The sequence below is a fragment of the Litorivivens sp. genome (assembly GCF_057445395.1).
The window spans coordinates 13647-28017 of the sequence record NZ_JBVBUV010000050.1; the positions used below are offsets into that span (position 1 = coordinate 13647).

Annotated in this window: 12 protein-coding genes and 1 pseudogene; 5 read left to right on the forward strand and 8 right to left on the reverse strand. The window is 52.8% G+C overall.

Annotation, left to right across the window (positions count from 1 at the left end; translation table 11 throughout):
- The first annotated feature begins 4 nt into the window (after positions 1-4).
- From AC222A_RS13520 to AC222A_RS13530, 3 genes are all read left to right on the forward strand, one after another.
- Positions 5-415 (forward strand): GFA family protein, encoded by a 411-nt coding sequence (locus AC222A_RS13520; protein ID WP_372749895.1) that lies wholly within the window; start codon positions 5-7, stop codon positions 413-415.
- Between the two features lie 212 nt (positions 416-627).
- On the forward strand, positions 628-4548 hold the full coding sequence (locus AC222A_RS13525; RefSeq protein WP_486775105.1) for an ATP-binding protein: 3921 nt from the start codon (positions 628-630) through the stop codon (positions 4546-4548).
- A complete protein-coding gene (locus AC222A_RS13530) occupies positions 4541-5746 on the forward strand; it encodes an EAL domain-containing response regulator (protein ID WP_372748225.1) in 1206 nt (401 codons plus the stop codon). Before AC222A_RS13525 ends, AC222A_RS13530 begins: the two co-directional genes overlap by 8 nt.
- A gap of 32 nt (positions 5747-5778) precedes the next feature.
- Here AC222A_RS13530 and mscL read toward each other — a convergent pair whose 3' ends face one another.
- Both mscL and AC222A_RS13540 read right to left on the reverse strand, forming a co-directional pair.
- The gene (gene mscL, locus AC222A_RS13535; RefSeq protein ID WP_372748224.1) at positions 5779-6192 is read right to left on the reverse strand and encodes a large conductance mechanosensitive channel protein MscL; all 414 of its coding nucleotides are present in this window, start codon (positions 6190-6192) and stop codon (positions 5779-5781) included.
- Positions 6193-6303: 111 nt separating this feature from the next.
- Positions 6304-6654 (reverse strand): hypothetical protein, encoded by a 351-nt coding sequence (locus tag AC222A_RS13540; protein WP_372748223.1) that lies wholly within the window; start codon positions 6652-6654, stop codon positions 6304-6306.
- 152 nt (positions 6655-6806) lie between these two features.
- On the opposite strand from AC222A_RS13540, the gene AC222A_RS13545 reads away from it, so the two are divergent.
- Entirely contained in the window at positions 6807-7175 is a 369-nt protein-coding gene (locus tag AC222A_RS13545) for a PA4575 family protein (protein WP_372748222.1), read from the forward strand.
- 75 nt (positions 7176-7250) lie between these two features.
- Here the strand turns inward: AC222A_RS13545 and djlA are convergent, their stop codons facing one another.
- Entirely contained in the window at positions 7251-8021 is a 771-nt protein-coding gene (djlA, locus tag AC222A_RS13550; RefSeq protein WP_486775106.1) for a co-chaperone DjlA, read from the reverse strand.
- 282 nt (positions 8022-8303) lie between these two features.
- Here djlA and AC222A_RS13555 point away from each other — a divergent pair, with 282 nt between their 5' ends.
- The gene (locus tag AC222A_RS13555; protein WP_372748220.1) at positions 8304-8663 is read left to right on the forward strand and encodes a DUF3127 domain-containing protein; all 360 of its coding nucleotides are present in this window, start codon (positions 8304-8306) and stop codon (positions 8661-8663) included.
- Positions 8664-8715: 52 nt separating this feature from the next.
- Here AC222A_RS13555 and AC222A_RS13560 read toward each other — a convergent pair whose 3' ends face one another.
- From AC222A_RS13560 to AC222A_RS13580, 5 genes and pseudogenes are all read right to left on the reverse strand, one after another.
- Positions 8716-10722: a hypothetical protein gene (locus tag AC222A_RS13560; RefSeq protein ID WP_372748219.1), complete on the reverse strand. Its 2007-nt coding sequence runs from the start codon at positions 10720-10722 to the stop codon at positions 8716-8718.
- Positions 10723-10766: 44 nt separating this feature from the next.
- Complete coding sequence (locus tag AC222A_RS13565) at positions 10767-11993, reverse strand: ATP-grasp domain-containing protein (protein WP_372748218.1); 1227 nt, start codon at positions 11991-11993, stop codon at positions 10767-10769.
- Between the two features lie 275 nt (positions 11994-12268).
- Complete coding sequence (locus AC222A_RS13570) at positions 12269-13369, reverse strand: histone deacetylase family protein (RefSeq protein ID WP_372748217.1); 1101 nt, start codon at positions 13367-13369, stop codon at positions 12269-12271.
- Positions 13370-13405: 36 nt separating this feature from the next.
- Positions 13406-13948, reverse strand: coding sequence for a GNAT family N-acetyltransferase (locus tag AC222A_RS13575; protein ID WP_372748216.1), 543 nt, complete (start codon positions 13946-13948; stop codon positions 13406-13408).
- 203 nt (positions 13949-14151) lie between these two features.
- Positions 14152-14371 (reverse strand): annotated as a pseudogene (locus AC222A_RS13580) (hypothetical protein); the annotation flags it as partial.

Here is a 14371-nt window from a genome sequence, read left to right on the forward strand (position 1 = left end):
TATAATGGACAATAAAATCACCGGCGGTTGCCACTGCGGCCAGTTTCGCTACGAAACCTCGTCGGAACTGATAGCACCGCACTATTGCCATTGCGGTGATTGCCGCAAGCTCTATGGTGCCGTGGGTGCTGGCTTTATTGTGTTGGAAGATCAGACCACGGTATCGGGTGATATCGCTGTGTATGAAAGTGTGGGGGATTCGGGTAACTGTAAAAAACACCTGTTTTGCCCGGTATGTGGAACACCTATCGGAGAGCGTGTGGACGCATTCCCCGGCACCTTGGTGTTTACCCCAGGAACATTAGATGAACCTGCACGTTTTAAACCTGAAGCCCATTTCTGGGTCAGTAGAAAAGCGCCCTACACGAACTTGAATGACACACTGACGAAGCTGGATACGCAACCAGAAGGTTGAGTTCTGATCTGGCTGCCGGCACCTGTCCGTTGTAGGCAATACCCCGTTTTGTTCGCGAGCTGTACTTCTAATCCGTGTACTGCCCTATCCCCGTAGGGATTAGTACATACGGGTGTCAGGTAAAGCCTTCCAGCCACTGCGGTTTCCGCGAATTATGTAAGCTAGTGCCATCCCTATAATGTCGTTGAAATTATCGACGTGCAGAAATAATAATGACGTTTAACTGTCTTCTCGCAAGCTGGGTCTCGCAACGCTCACTGATACAGAAGTTCGCACTATGGTTGGGAATCGCGTTGGGCTACTTTGTGTTGGCTCAACTGGGAAAGTTGCTAGCGATCTCACCAGGTTATGTATCCCCGGTCTGGCCGGCAGCTGGATTGGCAACGGCGAGCTTGTTGCTTTTCGGTCGCGGCTACTTAACGTCCATCTATCTTGGTTCTTTGGCATTTAATCTGGCCATTGAATTCTCAGAATCGTCATTGCGCATTGGCCTGATCGCGTCGACGGGCTCAGCGCTGCAGGCCTATGTATCTGCAACAGTTGCCAGACGGATGATTGCTTCAGACTGTACCTTCCGCAACGAGCGTTCTATCTGGCAGTTCATGCTATTGGCGGCTGCATGTTCTGCTGTCATTGGAGCAACGGTGGGCACGGCGGCCTTGGTCCACAGTGGGTATGTTTCCTCCGACGCTCTGTTTTTCCAGTGGGCTGCCTGGTGGGGTGGTGACGCAGTGGGTATTGCGGTTATCTGCCCGCTGATACTTCTAGTATCGGCAAATATCAAATTATTCTCCCGTGAGTTTTCAATGCTGATTGCGTCAGCAACCATGGTTCTGGTGTTCGTGGCGGCCGGGCACATTGCGTTGAACAAGTATCAAGAACAGTCAGCGATTGCTGAGTTGAAAGAGAACTCGGGCTTTCTTTCCAAACGAGTATTTCGTGAAATTGAATCGACCATTGCGCCCGTAGGCTACCTGCAGCGACTGATGTCCATTCAGAAATCCATAACCGAACGGGAATTTCAGGAGTTCTTCGGTAGAGAGCCCCGACATGAAGCGGTGATGGCTTTTGCTTGGGCACCTTTGTCTTCAGGTGGAGAAGGATACATGACCCTCCCGATCGATTACCTCCATGCCGGTGAGGAATTGCTTTTCCTGAACGGTACCGATGTCATGCCTTACTATCGACAAGCCTACGGGGCGAGTTCGTTGTTCGAGCCTCTGGGTAACAGATTGCTCGGGGCAATATCATTTCAAAACCTTGATCAGAGATACGCCATAGCGTTCCACCCGGTGTATGTCGCGTCAGAAGATGACGCTGGTTCTAGATTGTCCGGATTTCTTTTGGCTTTTGTAGGCTTTGACGAACTGTTCAAAAACTACGAACGCGAGGCCTACAAAGCATCACTGGAAATTACGTTGTCAGTGGTTAATTCAGATCTTGAGCTCTACACCTACGGCTCTTCAGCTAGCTATATGTCGGAGATCAAGTGGGCGGAAATGCTCGAAATTGACGGCAGTGAAATTGTCGTGCAAACGCAGCCAACGACCAATCACAGGCATTCCATGATTGGTGTAACGAACTATCTTTACATTCTGCTCTCGGTCATCTGCACGATCCTAGTGGCAGCGTCCAATATTGCCTCCGGGAGTCGCGCGAAAATAAGTCAGAATCTGGTGCTTGATCGCACACGACAGCTCCAGGAAGAGTTGGCGGCGCGGAAGATAGCTGAATCCGAACTGAAGGCTACGCAAGGATTGGTAGAGACTGCAGTGGATATGGCCCAGCTTGGTATCTGGGAGATTGATGTAGCCAAAAACTGTTTTATTTTCACCGACAGACTGCTCGCTATGTTGGGTACTTCGGCTGAAGAGATCGGCGGGCACACGCTATCCCTGGGACGGGTATTTCATACATTTTTTGACAAAGACGACACTAAGCCGGCGATCGAAATGTTACTTAGTGCAATGGAGAATAAAAGGCCGCACTTTGAATTGTCGCACGGGATCCATAATGCCGAGACCGGTATGCGGTACTTTGAATCTCAGTGTTCAGTTAGCTACGATGACAGCGGCAAGCCTATATGGGCTATGGGTGTCAGTCTCGACGTTACTGAAAACCGTCTCCGATCTGAAAACCTGAAAAAAGCAAAGGAAGAAGCGGAGCGTGCTAGTGCCGCTAAATCCAGTTTCCTGGCGAGAATGAGCCATGAAATAAGGACACCCATGAATGGCGTTATTGGCATGCTTGAGGCGCTTAGCCATAGCAAGATGTCCTGGGACGATATGCGTTCAATCACGTTGGCGCGTGAATCTGCAGGAACCTTACTCGATGTTATCGACGAAATACTTGATTTTTCCAAGATCGAGGCTGGTGAGCTTTCCTTGGAGAAAAAACATTTCTCGGTAACGCGCGGTGCGGAGCTATGTTTTAACCTGCTTAATGGCATGGCGTCAAAACATGATGTAACGCTCAACTTTTACACGTCTCCCAGTCTACCCAGGACGATGCTTGGTGACCCTTATCGACTACGCCAGGTGATTATTAATCTGGTAGGCAATGCGATTAAGTACACTGACAAATCGCGTCCAGGGGTTGTCGATTTTGTTGCATTCCGCCAAGACAATAATCTGGTTATGAAGATTTCTGACAATGGCATTGGTATTTCGGAGAGTGTTCTTCCTCAGCTGTTCAGGCCGTTTGCGCAAGCCGACGAATCAACTACGAGGCTCTATGGTGGTACCGGTTTGGGATTGTCGATTTGTAGCGAAATTGTTTCATTGATGAATGGCGAGATAACCGTGTCTTCTGAAGTGGGTAGGGGAACCTGCTTTACTGTTCTTATTCCTCTCTCTTCACCTACCTTCGATCCAATACAGCACGTGGAAGAGCCGCGAAGTGATCTGCTTATGATTGGTCTGTCTAGGGAGCTCCGCGGCCAGTTGTCACAGGACCTTGCGCTTTACTCAAATCTCAGGGCAGTGGCTATTGAAAATGTTGACGATCTGCAGCTTTTTAGTGGCTCTCTTTCAGAGAGCTTTCTACTGATTGGCTGCGTTAGTGAGTTGAGTCGTGGTGTTGCGGACCTTTTGGGTGAGATAGAGCGCGGTGCGAAAGGCGTTATTGCATTGGGCGATGCATGTTCAGTGATCGATATCACAAGACAATCTCGGCACCGAACTAACTTTGGTAGCGTTGTCATTAGCCCCCAAAACCTGGCGCGTAGTATTGCCACTCTGCTTCATGACGGCGGCGGTCCATGCTACCAGATGAGCGACTATTTTAATGTGCCCGGCACATCTGCTGTTGACGAAAAACCCGAAGTTTGTCGGAGCCCACAGCGCGGGAAATTGCTCGTTGCCGAAGATAATGAAATGAACATTAAGGTGATCGACAAATTGCTTTCTATCATAGGTTATGAGGCAGATTTTGCGCGCAATGGCAATATCGCGTTTAGTTACTGGCAGCACAATCAATATGACCTTGTTATTACAGATCTACATATGCCTGAGATGGACGGCTATGATTTGGCAAAGGCGATACGAAACCAGGAATCAGATGGAACAGTTACGCCGATTATTGCACTGTCTGCCAATGTGACAGCTGTGGATATCGAGAAGGCGAAAAGTGCAGGTATTAATACGTATCTGACCAAGCCAATAAGTATTGACGAGCTTAGCAGTGCATTGCAAAAAAATATTGAATCCAAGAGCGATAAATTGTCGTACAGAAAAGTAAATGTAGCGCTAGATAAAAGTAACGATGGTGCAGCTATAGATCTTGATGTTTTTCGTTCGCTTATGCCCCTCGATGAAATATCAATACGGGAGTTTCTCACCGAGTTTGTGAGTAATGCTAAAGATATCGTCGGTGAGATTAATGAAGCAGTTGGTTCTGATAGTCCGGACCAGGTGAAGATGATGGCGCATAAGCTTAAGTCTTCCTGCGCTACCATCGGGGCGATGGCGATGCATCGAGCGTGCCTTGATATTGAAGAGTTGTACGGCGACTTCTGTGAAAGTAATAAAGGACTTATTAGTAGTCTTGAGTCGGAGTTTGAAAAGACCATCGCTTTCGTTAACGAGCATAATCGTCAGCCGATAGCAGAACAGTTTGGAGAAAGCTATGCATAGTACCAACCCTAAGATACTGGTTCTCGACGATGACCAGTTCATTCTTTCTTACATCCGTGCAATTCTAAAATCTTATGATGATGCGAGTTTTCATGCGCGGGCGACAGACGCACTTGACGCGATTGATAGTGGTGCTGATGCGCCGGATATTGTGATCCTCGATTTAAATATGCCTGAGATGGATGGCATTCAACTGGTATCAGCGTTACAGGATAGGAATTTTCAGGGTAGTGTCATCCTGATAAGCGGTGTTGACCAGCGGTTGCTGGAAACCTCTACCGCGATAGTCGCCAGGCATAATATTAGGGTTCTGGGTTGGCTGAGTAAACCGGTCGTCGCCGAAAAACTCCTGCAGCTGGTCAGTGCCTGGAAGCCTGAAGATGGTAGCAGCACGCGACCGACCCGAACCCAGTTTAGTTCGGGTGAATTGTCCATTGCCATGCGCGACGGGGAATTGCTCAATGCCTATCAACCGAAGGTTGATATGCTGACTGGCAGTGTTACCGGTTTTGAAGCACTGGTACGCTGGAATCATGCTGATAAGGGTATTGTAGGGCCCGATCAGTTTATACCCGCTGCCGAAGAGAGCGGGTTGATTAGTGGTTTAACTGATCTTGTTCTCGAAAATGCGCTGCGTGATCTGAATCGCTGGACAGCCTGGGGTTGGAATCACAGCGTTGCGGTGAATCTGTCGATGTTGAATTTGGCAGACCCGAAATTGCCCGACAAAGTGAGTCGCGTTGCCGCACGCTATGGTATTAAGCCAAGTAGGATAACGCTCGAAGTTACCGAAAGCGCGATAGTCGACGAAACCTGTGTCGCCATTGATTCGCTGACCAGGCTCCGTCTGAAAGGGTTTCACGTGTCGATTGATGATTTCGGTACTGGCTACTCGTCCATGGAAAAGGTGCGGGATATCGCATTTGATCAGCTTAAGATTGATCGCGGCTTTGTTACTTCTGCAAGCGACGACAGTACCAAAGCATCGATCTTTACCGCCAGCCTGGATTTGAGTCGATACCTGGGTATGAACACCGTAGCCGAAGGAATTGAAACCGAACGGGATTGGTCATACGTGCGCGATTCCGGGTGTCAGACGGGGCAAGGTTACTATATCAGTAAGCCCCTGTTTGCCGGCGATGTTCCGGATTGGATAGGCATGTGGGGTCGCGATGGCGGCGCAGCGAGAGCAGGTTGAGGTGGTGCTCTACGTGAGTAGTTGGTGTAATACTACTTGGTCATCGCATCGCGTATTTCCCGAAGCAGTATAATTTCCTCAGGCGTTTTTGGTGGCTCTTTGGGGGCTGACTCTTCCTTCTCCTTCATCTTGTTAATGGCCTTAACCAGCAAAAATACCGCAAAGCCAACAATCAGAAGTGTTATGCAGTTGTTTATAAATACGCCGTAATTAATCGTGGCGGCACCCGCAGCCTGGGCTGCCGAGAGCGAGGCGTAGGTTTCCCCGTCAAGGGCGACAAACAGGTTTGAAAAATCGATACCGCCCATCAGCATCCCGATCGGCGGCATGATGACATCGGCGACCAATGATTTCACCACGGTGCCAAAGGCCGCACCAATGATAATACCGACGGCCATATCGATCATATTGCCCTTCATAATGAACTTCTTGAATTCATCAAGCATTGGAAACACCTCAACAGCAATTCAGTGATAACAAGCTTTCAGTATAGTTCACGTGGCTGGTTTTGCAGGGCGGGGTGATCAGTGACGGGGCCGTTGGCCCCGGTGCTGAGGTTACGCTTCGCTATCAAGTCGCCAGGTGCAGGCAGAGGCGTGGCTGTAGTTTGTGTGCGGGTCGTCGTGGCTGGGCACTGCGGCTGCAGGTGCTGTGAATTGCTCGTGTTCCTGTTTTGCGGCATGTCGGAATACGCCAACGGTGAAGAAGATGCCGCCGAGAATCAGCAGGTGGGCTGCCCACACGTAATGGAAATAGAATATTGATAGAAAGGATAGTGAAAATACCATGCTCCACATCCAGGCAAGTGCTTGCATAACCTGATGTTGCGAAGCTAAGTCCAAGTGGTGAAGAGGGTTTTTTCGGCTATCCATCACCAGCTCGTAGCTTTCCAAAATGAATTTTCTCATGGCGGTGTCTTCCTTAGGTTTCCCTTTAGGGTATCGTACGAATAGCGGGGCGCTGTGGATCAGTTGCAGACTGGCGTCGGGGCAATGGTCGCGGGCTAAGCGCTGCGCCACCATTAGTAAATTATTGTTTGTTATGGTCAGGGAGAACGGTTGTGCATCTCGGTTACCTGGCATTTTCTGCTAGCGAAGAAGCGTTGATGCTCCGCAATAGCCATGCATTTCGCATTGAGATGTTTGTGTTGCGCAATGATGATTCAAGTTACAGCTTGGTGGCATTGTCTGCCCGTGCATCGGGCGCTGGGTTGCGGGCGAAGGTGCAGGGGCCATACCAAACTCGTGCGCTGGCGGTTGCTGCCCGGTCGGCCATAGCCAATGAGTTGATAGCGCGACGTTTTGAGGTTGATGCCGACGGGCATCCGTTTTGGCGTGTCCGCGCGCAGCGGGAAATCCGCGAGGTGCGAAACAAGCGGCAGGAGAATATTCCAGATTGCCGCTTTGATCCAAACGATGTTTATTGGTGAAGCCGAGGGTTCAGTCGTGTTACTGCGTGCCTGAGCGGGGCCTGTTGTGTGGTGCGGCCAACTGCGCCGCCGTAATCACGCTGCTCGCGAGCGCTTGATCAACTCATAGGCAGCCTGTATTTCCTGAGTTTGCTGCTTGCCGAGTTCGATCATGTCATCGGGCACACCCTGGCCCATCAGTTTGTCTGGGTGGTATTGGCTCATCAGTTTGCGGTAAGCCCGCTTTAACTCCTGATCACTGCAGCTTTCGTCGACACCCAATGCCTTGTAGGCGTCAGCCAGCTGATTCTGGCTAGTCTGACCGGGGGCAAAGTGGGTTTGGTTCAGTGTGCGCTCAAGTATCTGCCGGAACTGCGTATCACTAAAGCCCAGCTGCCGAGCTATATCAGCCAGCAGTGCTTCTTCTGCCGCATCAAAGTCGCCGTCAGCCAGCGCAATCACCACCAGGAAGACCAGCAATACCTCCGGCAAGTTGGCTGTGTGACCACAGGTGCGCCTGAACTCCTGAATCACTGTGGATACGTCGTAGTCAGGCCCGGAGCCTTGTTTAAACCACTCAATAGCCTGTTGCCGCTGCTCAGCTGACATTTTCAGCTGGCGCATAAATGCTTCAGTGTGGTCTATTTCTGCTTGCGAAATATGGCCATCTGCTTTGGCGAGTTTGCCCTTAAGTGTGAAAATGGTCTGCAGAAATACCTGCTGGCGGTGATTGCGCGTCAGCGGGTTTGCCCCGCCCAGGCCGAGCATGCGAACTCTGTCGTAGGCGCTGCCTATAAAGAACCCCAGCAGGGCACCCAGAAATCCGAACACCCAAAAGCCGATCAGTGCGCCTATTACTTTGAACATCAGTATCCTCAAAACTAGCCTGTGTGGTTTGTGCGGTGGTGCGATGTGGGCAGTAGTGTACTGAATTTCAGCGTGTTTTATGCGGCCGAGACCGGGATTTCCCCGATGCGTCGAGTTAGAGGGTAGAAATTCAGTATACTGTGCCGCAAATCATGTCTGTTGAGCGATGCTACCTCGATTGTTGGAGCGGGCGGCTAACGGAGCAGATTGGCCGGCCAGATCCGTTGGGTGACTCGACTATTTGCATCAAAGAACCACTATTTTTACGGCTAAGGGAGAAGTATGTCTTACGAATTAACGGGCAAAATCAAGCTGATACAGGAAACCCAAACGTTTAGCAGCGGTTTCACAAAGCGCGAAATGGTTGTCACCGTAGAAGATGGCAATTACCCGCAGGATATCAGCCTGGAGTTTTTGAAAGACAAGATCAGTCTGTTGGACGGCCTCAACGCGGGGCAGAGCGTCACCGTGACATTTGATATTCGAGGGCGTGAGTACAACGGCCGCTATTTTAATAACCTGGTTGGCTGGAAGATTCAGGCTGATACCGGTGCTGGCGACAGCGGGAACTATCCGCCGCCGGTTGAAGAAAACCCCTTTGACTCGCCGTTTGACCCTGCTGACGACGATATTCCCTTCTAGTCACCGGTCTGTTCAGCTGGCCGCCTTCTGGGTGGCCCCAAAAACGCCTGCGCTAGCTCGCGCCGGCGTGCAATTCCTCGGCTGGCAAGCGACTGGCGCCCCAGCTGCGGCGTATATGATCCATCACCTGGTCAATCTCTTCGCGGCTGACGTCGGCCAGCTCGTCGCGTTCTAAGGGGTCGTAGTGATAGATATACAGGCGCGACAGGAACTGCTCGAACGGCAGTGAGGCTTCGCCAAAGCGTTCCCCATTTCCGGCGGTGCTGACGGTGACGCCATCCCCCCAGTTTTGCCCGCTGTCGTTGTTCGGGTTATAGAAATACACACGCATGCAATCTTGCGGATCAAGCGCAACGCGTAAGATGGTAATGGCGTGCCAGCCGATGAATCGGGCGGCGCTGTCGGTGACCGCAATGCCGGCGGGCTGCGGATGAATAAGCGGCTGGTTGCCGTTGTAGTAGGGGTGACAGGTGGCATAGAAGTGGCGGATAAACTCGTCCAGATCAATCAGGGCGCCGGTGTTCACGTCGACATTGATGCGAAACCCTCGGCCAGACCACCAACCGTGAAATTCCGGGTTGACCCAGCGGTGGGGGTCGCCCTCGCGACCAATGCAGCGACGGCCCATTTCCGCGTAGATGCGATCCAGGTGCGGTACAACCAGCAACGACACCGGGTCTAGATCAATCGGCAGCAGGCTGGCGACCCCACTCTGGCTTTCGCGCGAGGAAATCGGTTGCCCTTCAAAGTGCATGATGATTTCGTCATCGCGCGCCGCCCAGGCCACCATCTGCAATAAATAGTCCGGATCGTTGTAGGCCCACATCGACAATGCGCGGGCCGACTGGCAGGTCGGGTTGTTGCCCTGGCCAACGCCCAGCGGCAAGCCCAGCATGCACATAACGCCTTCCAGCAGGTAGGCCTCAGCGCTGACGCTATCGCCGAAGGCCAGCCGCAGCCGCTCGCGCGCAACCGGTGCCAGCGGTAGCCCGAGTTGCCGCCACATGGCCGGCGAGACGGCCGGCTGATAGAGAATCCCACGTTCAAGCAACAGCGATAGGCCGTAAATGCCCTGACAGGTAGCCGGAAACACGCTGGCGCGGATCAGTTCGTGCACCAGGGAGCGATAGCACAGCAGGCAATCGCGGCCGGTGCTGGATAGGCCCAGTGCTTCTACCAGCAACTGCTCGTCATTTTCCAGCAGATGGCGTACCAGCACGCCGTGATAGGGCGATACCAGCCCGGTGTCGTGCATGGCCCGCGCCATACCGGTGGCTTCGCTCTGCAGTGCGCTGGTATCCATGTAATCGAGTTTTTGCTGATACTCCTCGACACCGGGGTCTTCGCGACAGGCCTGGGTTGGGCCGAACAGGCTGCTCACCAGCCGGTCTGCGCCTTGGCCACTGCTGCCAAGATCTATCTCGGGGTTGGCCTGGCAGATCGCAATCTGGGTGATCATGTGTTTGACGGCGTCAACCTGAATCGGTCGTTGCTGCAGAATGCGCCAGATTTCCTCGATCAGCTTATCGATGATGTGTTCGTAGCCAATGCTGGTTGCCAGGTGTTCCAGCAGGCGGTGTGGCAATTCAGCCAGCCGCCCCATCTGTTCGCGCTCGGCTTCACCGGGGGCGGTGAACAGCAGCGAGAGATTGACCGCCAGCACTTGTGTAAGGAAATGATGCGCCTGCTCAGCAGACATATGTGGGTGTTGATATTCGCCGAGCGCCACCGCCAGCAGCCGCAGCTGGCTGAGAATTTCAATAACCAGGGTATCGGCATTGGGCGTGCGCAGGGTGGTGGCGGTCAGCGCGGGCAGGAGTATCTGTGGTTCGGCCCAATCACTGCCATGAAACAGGCCGGCACTCTCGATGTCCTGCGATCGAGCCTGTAGCGCTGCACAGCCGCCCTCGACACAGATGACCCGGCGGGCCGTATCAAGCACCCTGGGCAACTTGCCGGGCTTGGCAAAAGCCGGGGCCTGCGCCAGGGCGGTAACGGCTGCCTCAAGTCGGGTCAATAGCAGTGCCAGCTTGTCGTTGCTGTTGTCAGGCTCTACCACACACACTCCTTAACTACTCAGGTATTCATGCCCTTATCCAGGCATTATACATAGTAGTCGAGGTCTTCCTGCCGCTTGAGCAATCTATGCATTTCGGCGGCATTGTCACCCACAAAGTAGACCAGGCCCCAGTGCGTACCAAAAGCGGTGCGTTTGGTCACTATTTCTTCCAATGGCTGGGTGAGTTCATGCGACTCGAAATAGGGGTGGTCTTCGGTCTCCTGCGGAATCTCCAGCTGGCTGACAACGCGAAGGCGCGGGTAGACACCGAAGCAGCCGGCATAACCGGTGGCATCTTCCACTTCTTTCGGGAAGTAGGCTTTCACTTCTTCTTCGGTGGTTTTCGGGTCAAACACCATAAAGCTGGCATGGTATGCGTTAAAGCCGGGATAGACTCGCTCCAGCAGTTCGAACACTTTGAAGCCGGGTGGCCGGTAAGCCACTTCGCCAAAATACATTTCACTGTCGCTGGTGACGAAGTATTCGGGGTGGATCATGCCAAATTCGATATCGAAGGTTTTAATCAACTTATTGATCTGTTCGGTAATTTGCGGCCGGTATTTCTCCAGTTCCGGTGACGCGGGAACGTGCACCGAGTAACCCAGCGTGACGTATTCCGAAATATTCAGGAAGCAGATCTTGCCATTGTGAATCCAGGCTTCAACCGCGAACTCCCAACCATCGAGATGTGATTCCATCAACGCGGGAAACTCTTCGTCGGGAATGCCATCAACATCATCAGGCGTGCGAATCACCCGGTGGCCAAGGCAGCCAGCCTTGTCAAAGGCTTTGAAATGAATGGGGTCGTTGAGATCGCCGTCGAGCTTGAGCAGCGTTTGGTTTACACGTTTGAGGAAACGGGTTACGTCTTCACGGTCGTGAGCTTCTTCAAAAATACCAACGCGTATGCCGCCAAGCTGCGCGCGTCGTTTCATCAGCGATTTATCGCGCATCAGCATGGCCTGACCGAGCAAGCGTGGATTGTCGAGTAACACAGAGTTGATTGCTCCGGCCCATTCGACGGTTTCCTCGAACAAGGGGATTGCAACATCAACACCCATTTCTTTCAGTGTTTGTGCGATCTCCATCGAGCGATCGTTCAGTCGTTCGAAATTCCAGGGCAGGTAGGGAATATCGTTATTTTCGCAATACTCCTGCGCCCACTCGGGGGCAACTACAACATACCTGCGATCGAATGTTGCGGCGGCTTCCACGGCGTTGGGAGCCCAGCCGAGAAGTGCTATGTAACCCTTATTGGGATCTTTTTGCATAAATTTCTCCAGGCGGTGGCAGATAGGGACGTGAGTGCCGTCAGCGGAGCAGAAGCGAGAGCGTCAGCGCAGGACAAAGCCGGTAAAGATAGCGTTTGTTACAAGCCGGCCTTTATAGGTATCAGTCGTGAGCTAGTGGCGAGACTGCGGCGTCGACAACAGCGGCGTTTTTTGTAAATTAACATTGGTCACCGTACAGCATAGTAGATCACATGGCTAATTTCCGTTTGGTAGTTGTTGGGTAATTAGCGCCGGCGCCATTTGTCATGCCGATGTCAGTCGTCTTTAAACGCGTCGAGGTGAAACGCTGCGGCGGCTTCAACTTCACCGACACCGCGCTCAACAAGTTCCTCCGGAGGTTCGCCACCCGCCAGAACCTGCAGTACCGTGTGCACCCCGCGCGAGAGGGATTTCAGGTCGTAACCGCCTTCCAGCACCAGCGCCAGCTTGCCGTCGCAGTGCTTGTCGGCGATACCCTGAACAATGCTGGTAAGCATCGCAAAACCATCATAGGTAAGGTTCAGGGCCATATCATTGCGGTGGGGATCAAACCCCGCAGAAATCAGTACGAGGTCTGGTTCAAAATAATCGGCAGCGGGAATCAATATGTCGCGGAAGGCCTTTTCAAAAGCGATGTCGCCTGTGTCTTCCGGGATCGGCACGTTGATGGTGTAACCCTCGCCAAGTCCGCCCCCCACTTCGTCAAGATCGCCAGAGCCGGGATAGAATGGCGCCGCGCAATGAATATCGAAAAACAGTACGTCGGGGTCGGCCCAGAAAATATCCTGGGTGCCATTGCCGTGGTGCGCGTCCCAGTCGACGATAAGAATGCGCTCGCAACCCAGTTTTGCCTGCGCGTGCGCCGCAGCCACCGCCACATTATTGAATAGGCAGAAGCCGCGCGCCCTCACCGGCTCGGCGTGGTGGCCCGGTGGGCGTACCAGCGCAAAGGCACTTTGAGATTCGCCCTTTACCACGCATTCAACCGCAGCGATGGCATTGCCCGCTGCTGATGTAGCTGCCTTGATGGAATGTTCTGATACTGCGGTGGTATCGCGGTCGAGCCAGGCCGGTTTTCCTTCCAGTGAAAAAATGTGATCGAGGTAGGCAGTGGTGTGAACACGCCCCAGCTGATCATAACTGGCATGGGGGCCACTATTGAATTGCAGGCCGGGTATGGGCTCTGCGTCGAGCAGCTCCTTGATGGCGCTCAAGCGCCCCGGGTGTTCCGGGTAGCTCCATTTAAAGTCCAATTCTTTAAGAATATTTCTGACGCGCTTTTCTACCCGACTGGGCAGAAAGGGCAGATCGACTTGCGGGTTATGACCGAGCATGACGTCGTCATAAAACACGGTGACACTGCGATCCCCTAACACTGAGCACCTCCTGCTGGAAATGTATGTAAGCGTTTTCTATGCACCCGTTGTCAGCTTCGCTTTAACCTGGTTGGTAAAGGCCGCTGCGCGAACGCCGGTCACTTCAAAACCCAGCCGCTTCCACGTGGCGTCGGCCTCTTTGTTTGAAATAGCGTACTCGAGAATAAGTTCCGGTACATCTCGCTTCTCGGCGAATGCGATCAGCGCCTTTAGCATTGAGCTGAAAATGCCCAGCTTGCGGAATTCCGGTTCAACCCAGATATCATCGATGACGCCAGACTTGAATTCGTGATCGGCTGCCTGTTCCCAGATGCCCTGGCTGCGCCAGACATAAATATAGGCCATGCCTACAAGGCCGGTGTCTGGCAGCTCGGCCACCACCACCAGTTTGTCATTGTCGACGAGCGCTGCCGCGAGAAATTCCATTAAGCGCGTTCGTTCTTTCTTTTTGAGTTTTTTGGGCGCAGCGCCGGCCACGTGGAGAGCCAGTTTGGCGAGAAAGCCCACCAGTACCGGAAGGTCGTCTTCCTGAGCTTTGCGTATGACCAGATCGTCGCGGTTGTGCTTTCTATTAACCATGGGACGCCACCTGTATTCGAAGAACAAAGGGGGGCTGTTCGCGTAATCACTGCTAGGTGATTGGTGCCCGTAATACCGATAGCCTTACATTCTCATGTATAGGCCCAATCTGCCAACTATTCTGTAGTGATCCTGGGTGCAGGGACTGCTTTGTGTTTAGCGCGGTTAAGCGACAAGCCGAAGTTAGCAGGTGTGGTACCCAGTCAATCTGTGATTGCTTGAAGGGCGTGTCCCCAGCGGGGAATGCAGGTGCGCGGTACGTGCGGTAATACCAGTTGCTTAAAAAGCTCCAGCATCTTCCAGCCTTTCTCGGGCGGGGCGCCGCCAAATAAAGGTGTTAGATAGAGCGAGCTGTGATCTCCCAGTGTGTTAACCAGCGTGATGGCGTCTTCCGGCGTCAGCACTTGATAGGCGCCACTGTTG

Coding starts and splice junctions, on each gene's coding strand:
- AC222A_RS13520 (WP_372749895.1), top strand. CDS start 5: ATGGACAATAAAATCACCGGCGGTTGCCACTGCGGCCAGTTTCGCTAC.
- AC222A_RS13575 (WP_372748216.1), bottom strand. CDS start 13,948: ATGGTTAATAGAAAGCACAACCGCGACGATCTGGTCATACGCAAAGCT.
- mscL (WP_372748224.1), bottom strand. CDS start 6,192: ATGCTTGATGAATTCAAGAAGTTCATTATGAAGGGCAATATGATCGAT.
- AC222A_RS13525 (WP_486775105.1), top strand. CDS start 628: ATGACGTTTAACTGTCTTCTCGCAAGCTGGGTCTCGCAACGCTCACTG.
- djlA (WP_486775106.1), bottom strand. CDS start 8,021: ATGTTCAAAGTAATAGGCGCACTGATCGGCTTTTGGGTGTTCGGATTT.
- AC222A_RS13540 (WP_372748223.1), bottom strand. CDS start 6,654: ATGAGAAAATTCATTTTGGAAAGCTACGAGCTGGTGATGGATAGCCGA.
- AC222A_RS13530 (WP_372748225.1), top strand. CDS start 4,541: ATGCATAGTACCAACCCTAAGATACTGGTTCTCGACGATGACCAGTTC.
- AC222A_RS13565 (WP_372748218.1), bottom strand. CDS start 11,993: ATGCAAAAAGATCCCAATAAGGGTTACATAGCACTTCTCGGCTGGGCT.
- AC222A_RS13555 (WP_372748220.1), top strand. CDS start 8,304: ATGTCTTACGAATTAACGGGCAAAATCAAGCTGATACAGGAAACCCAA.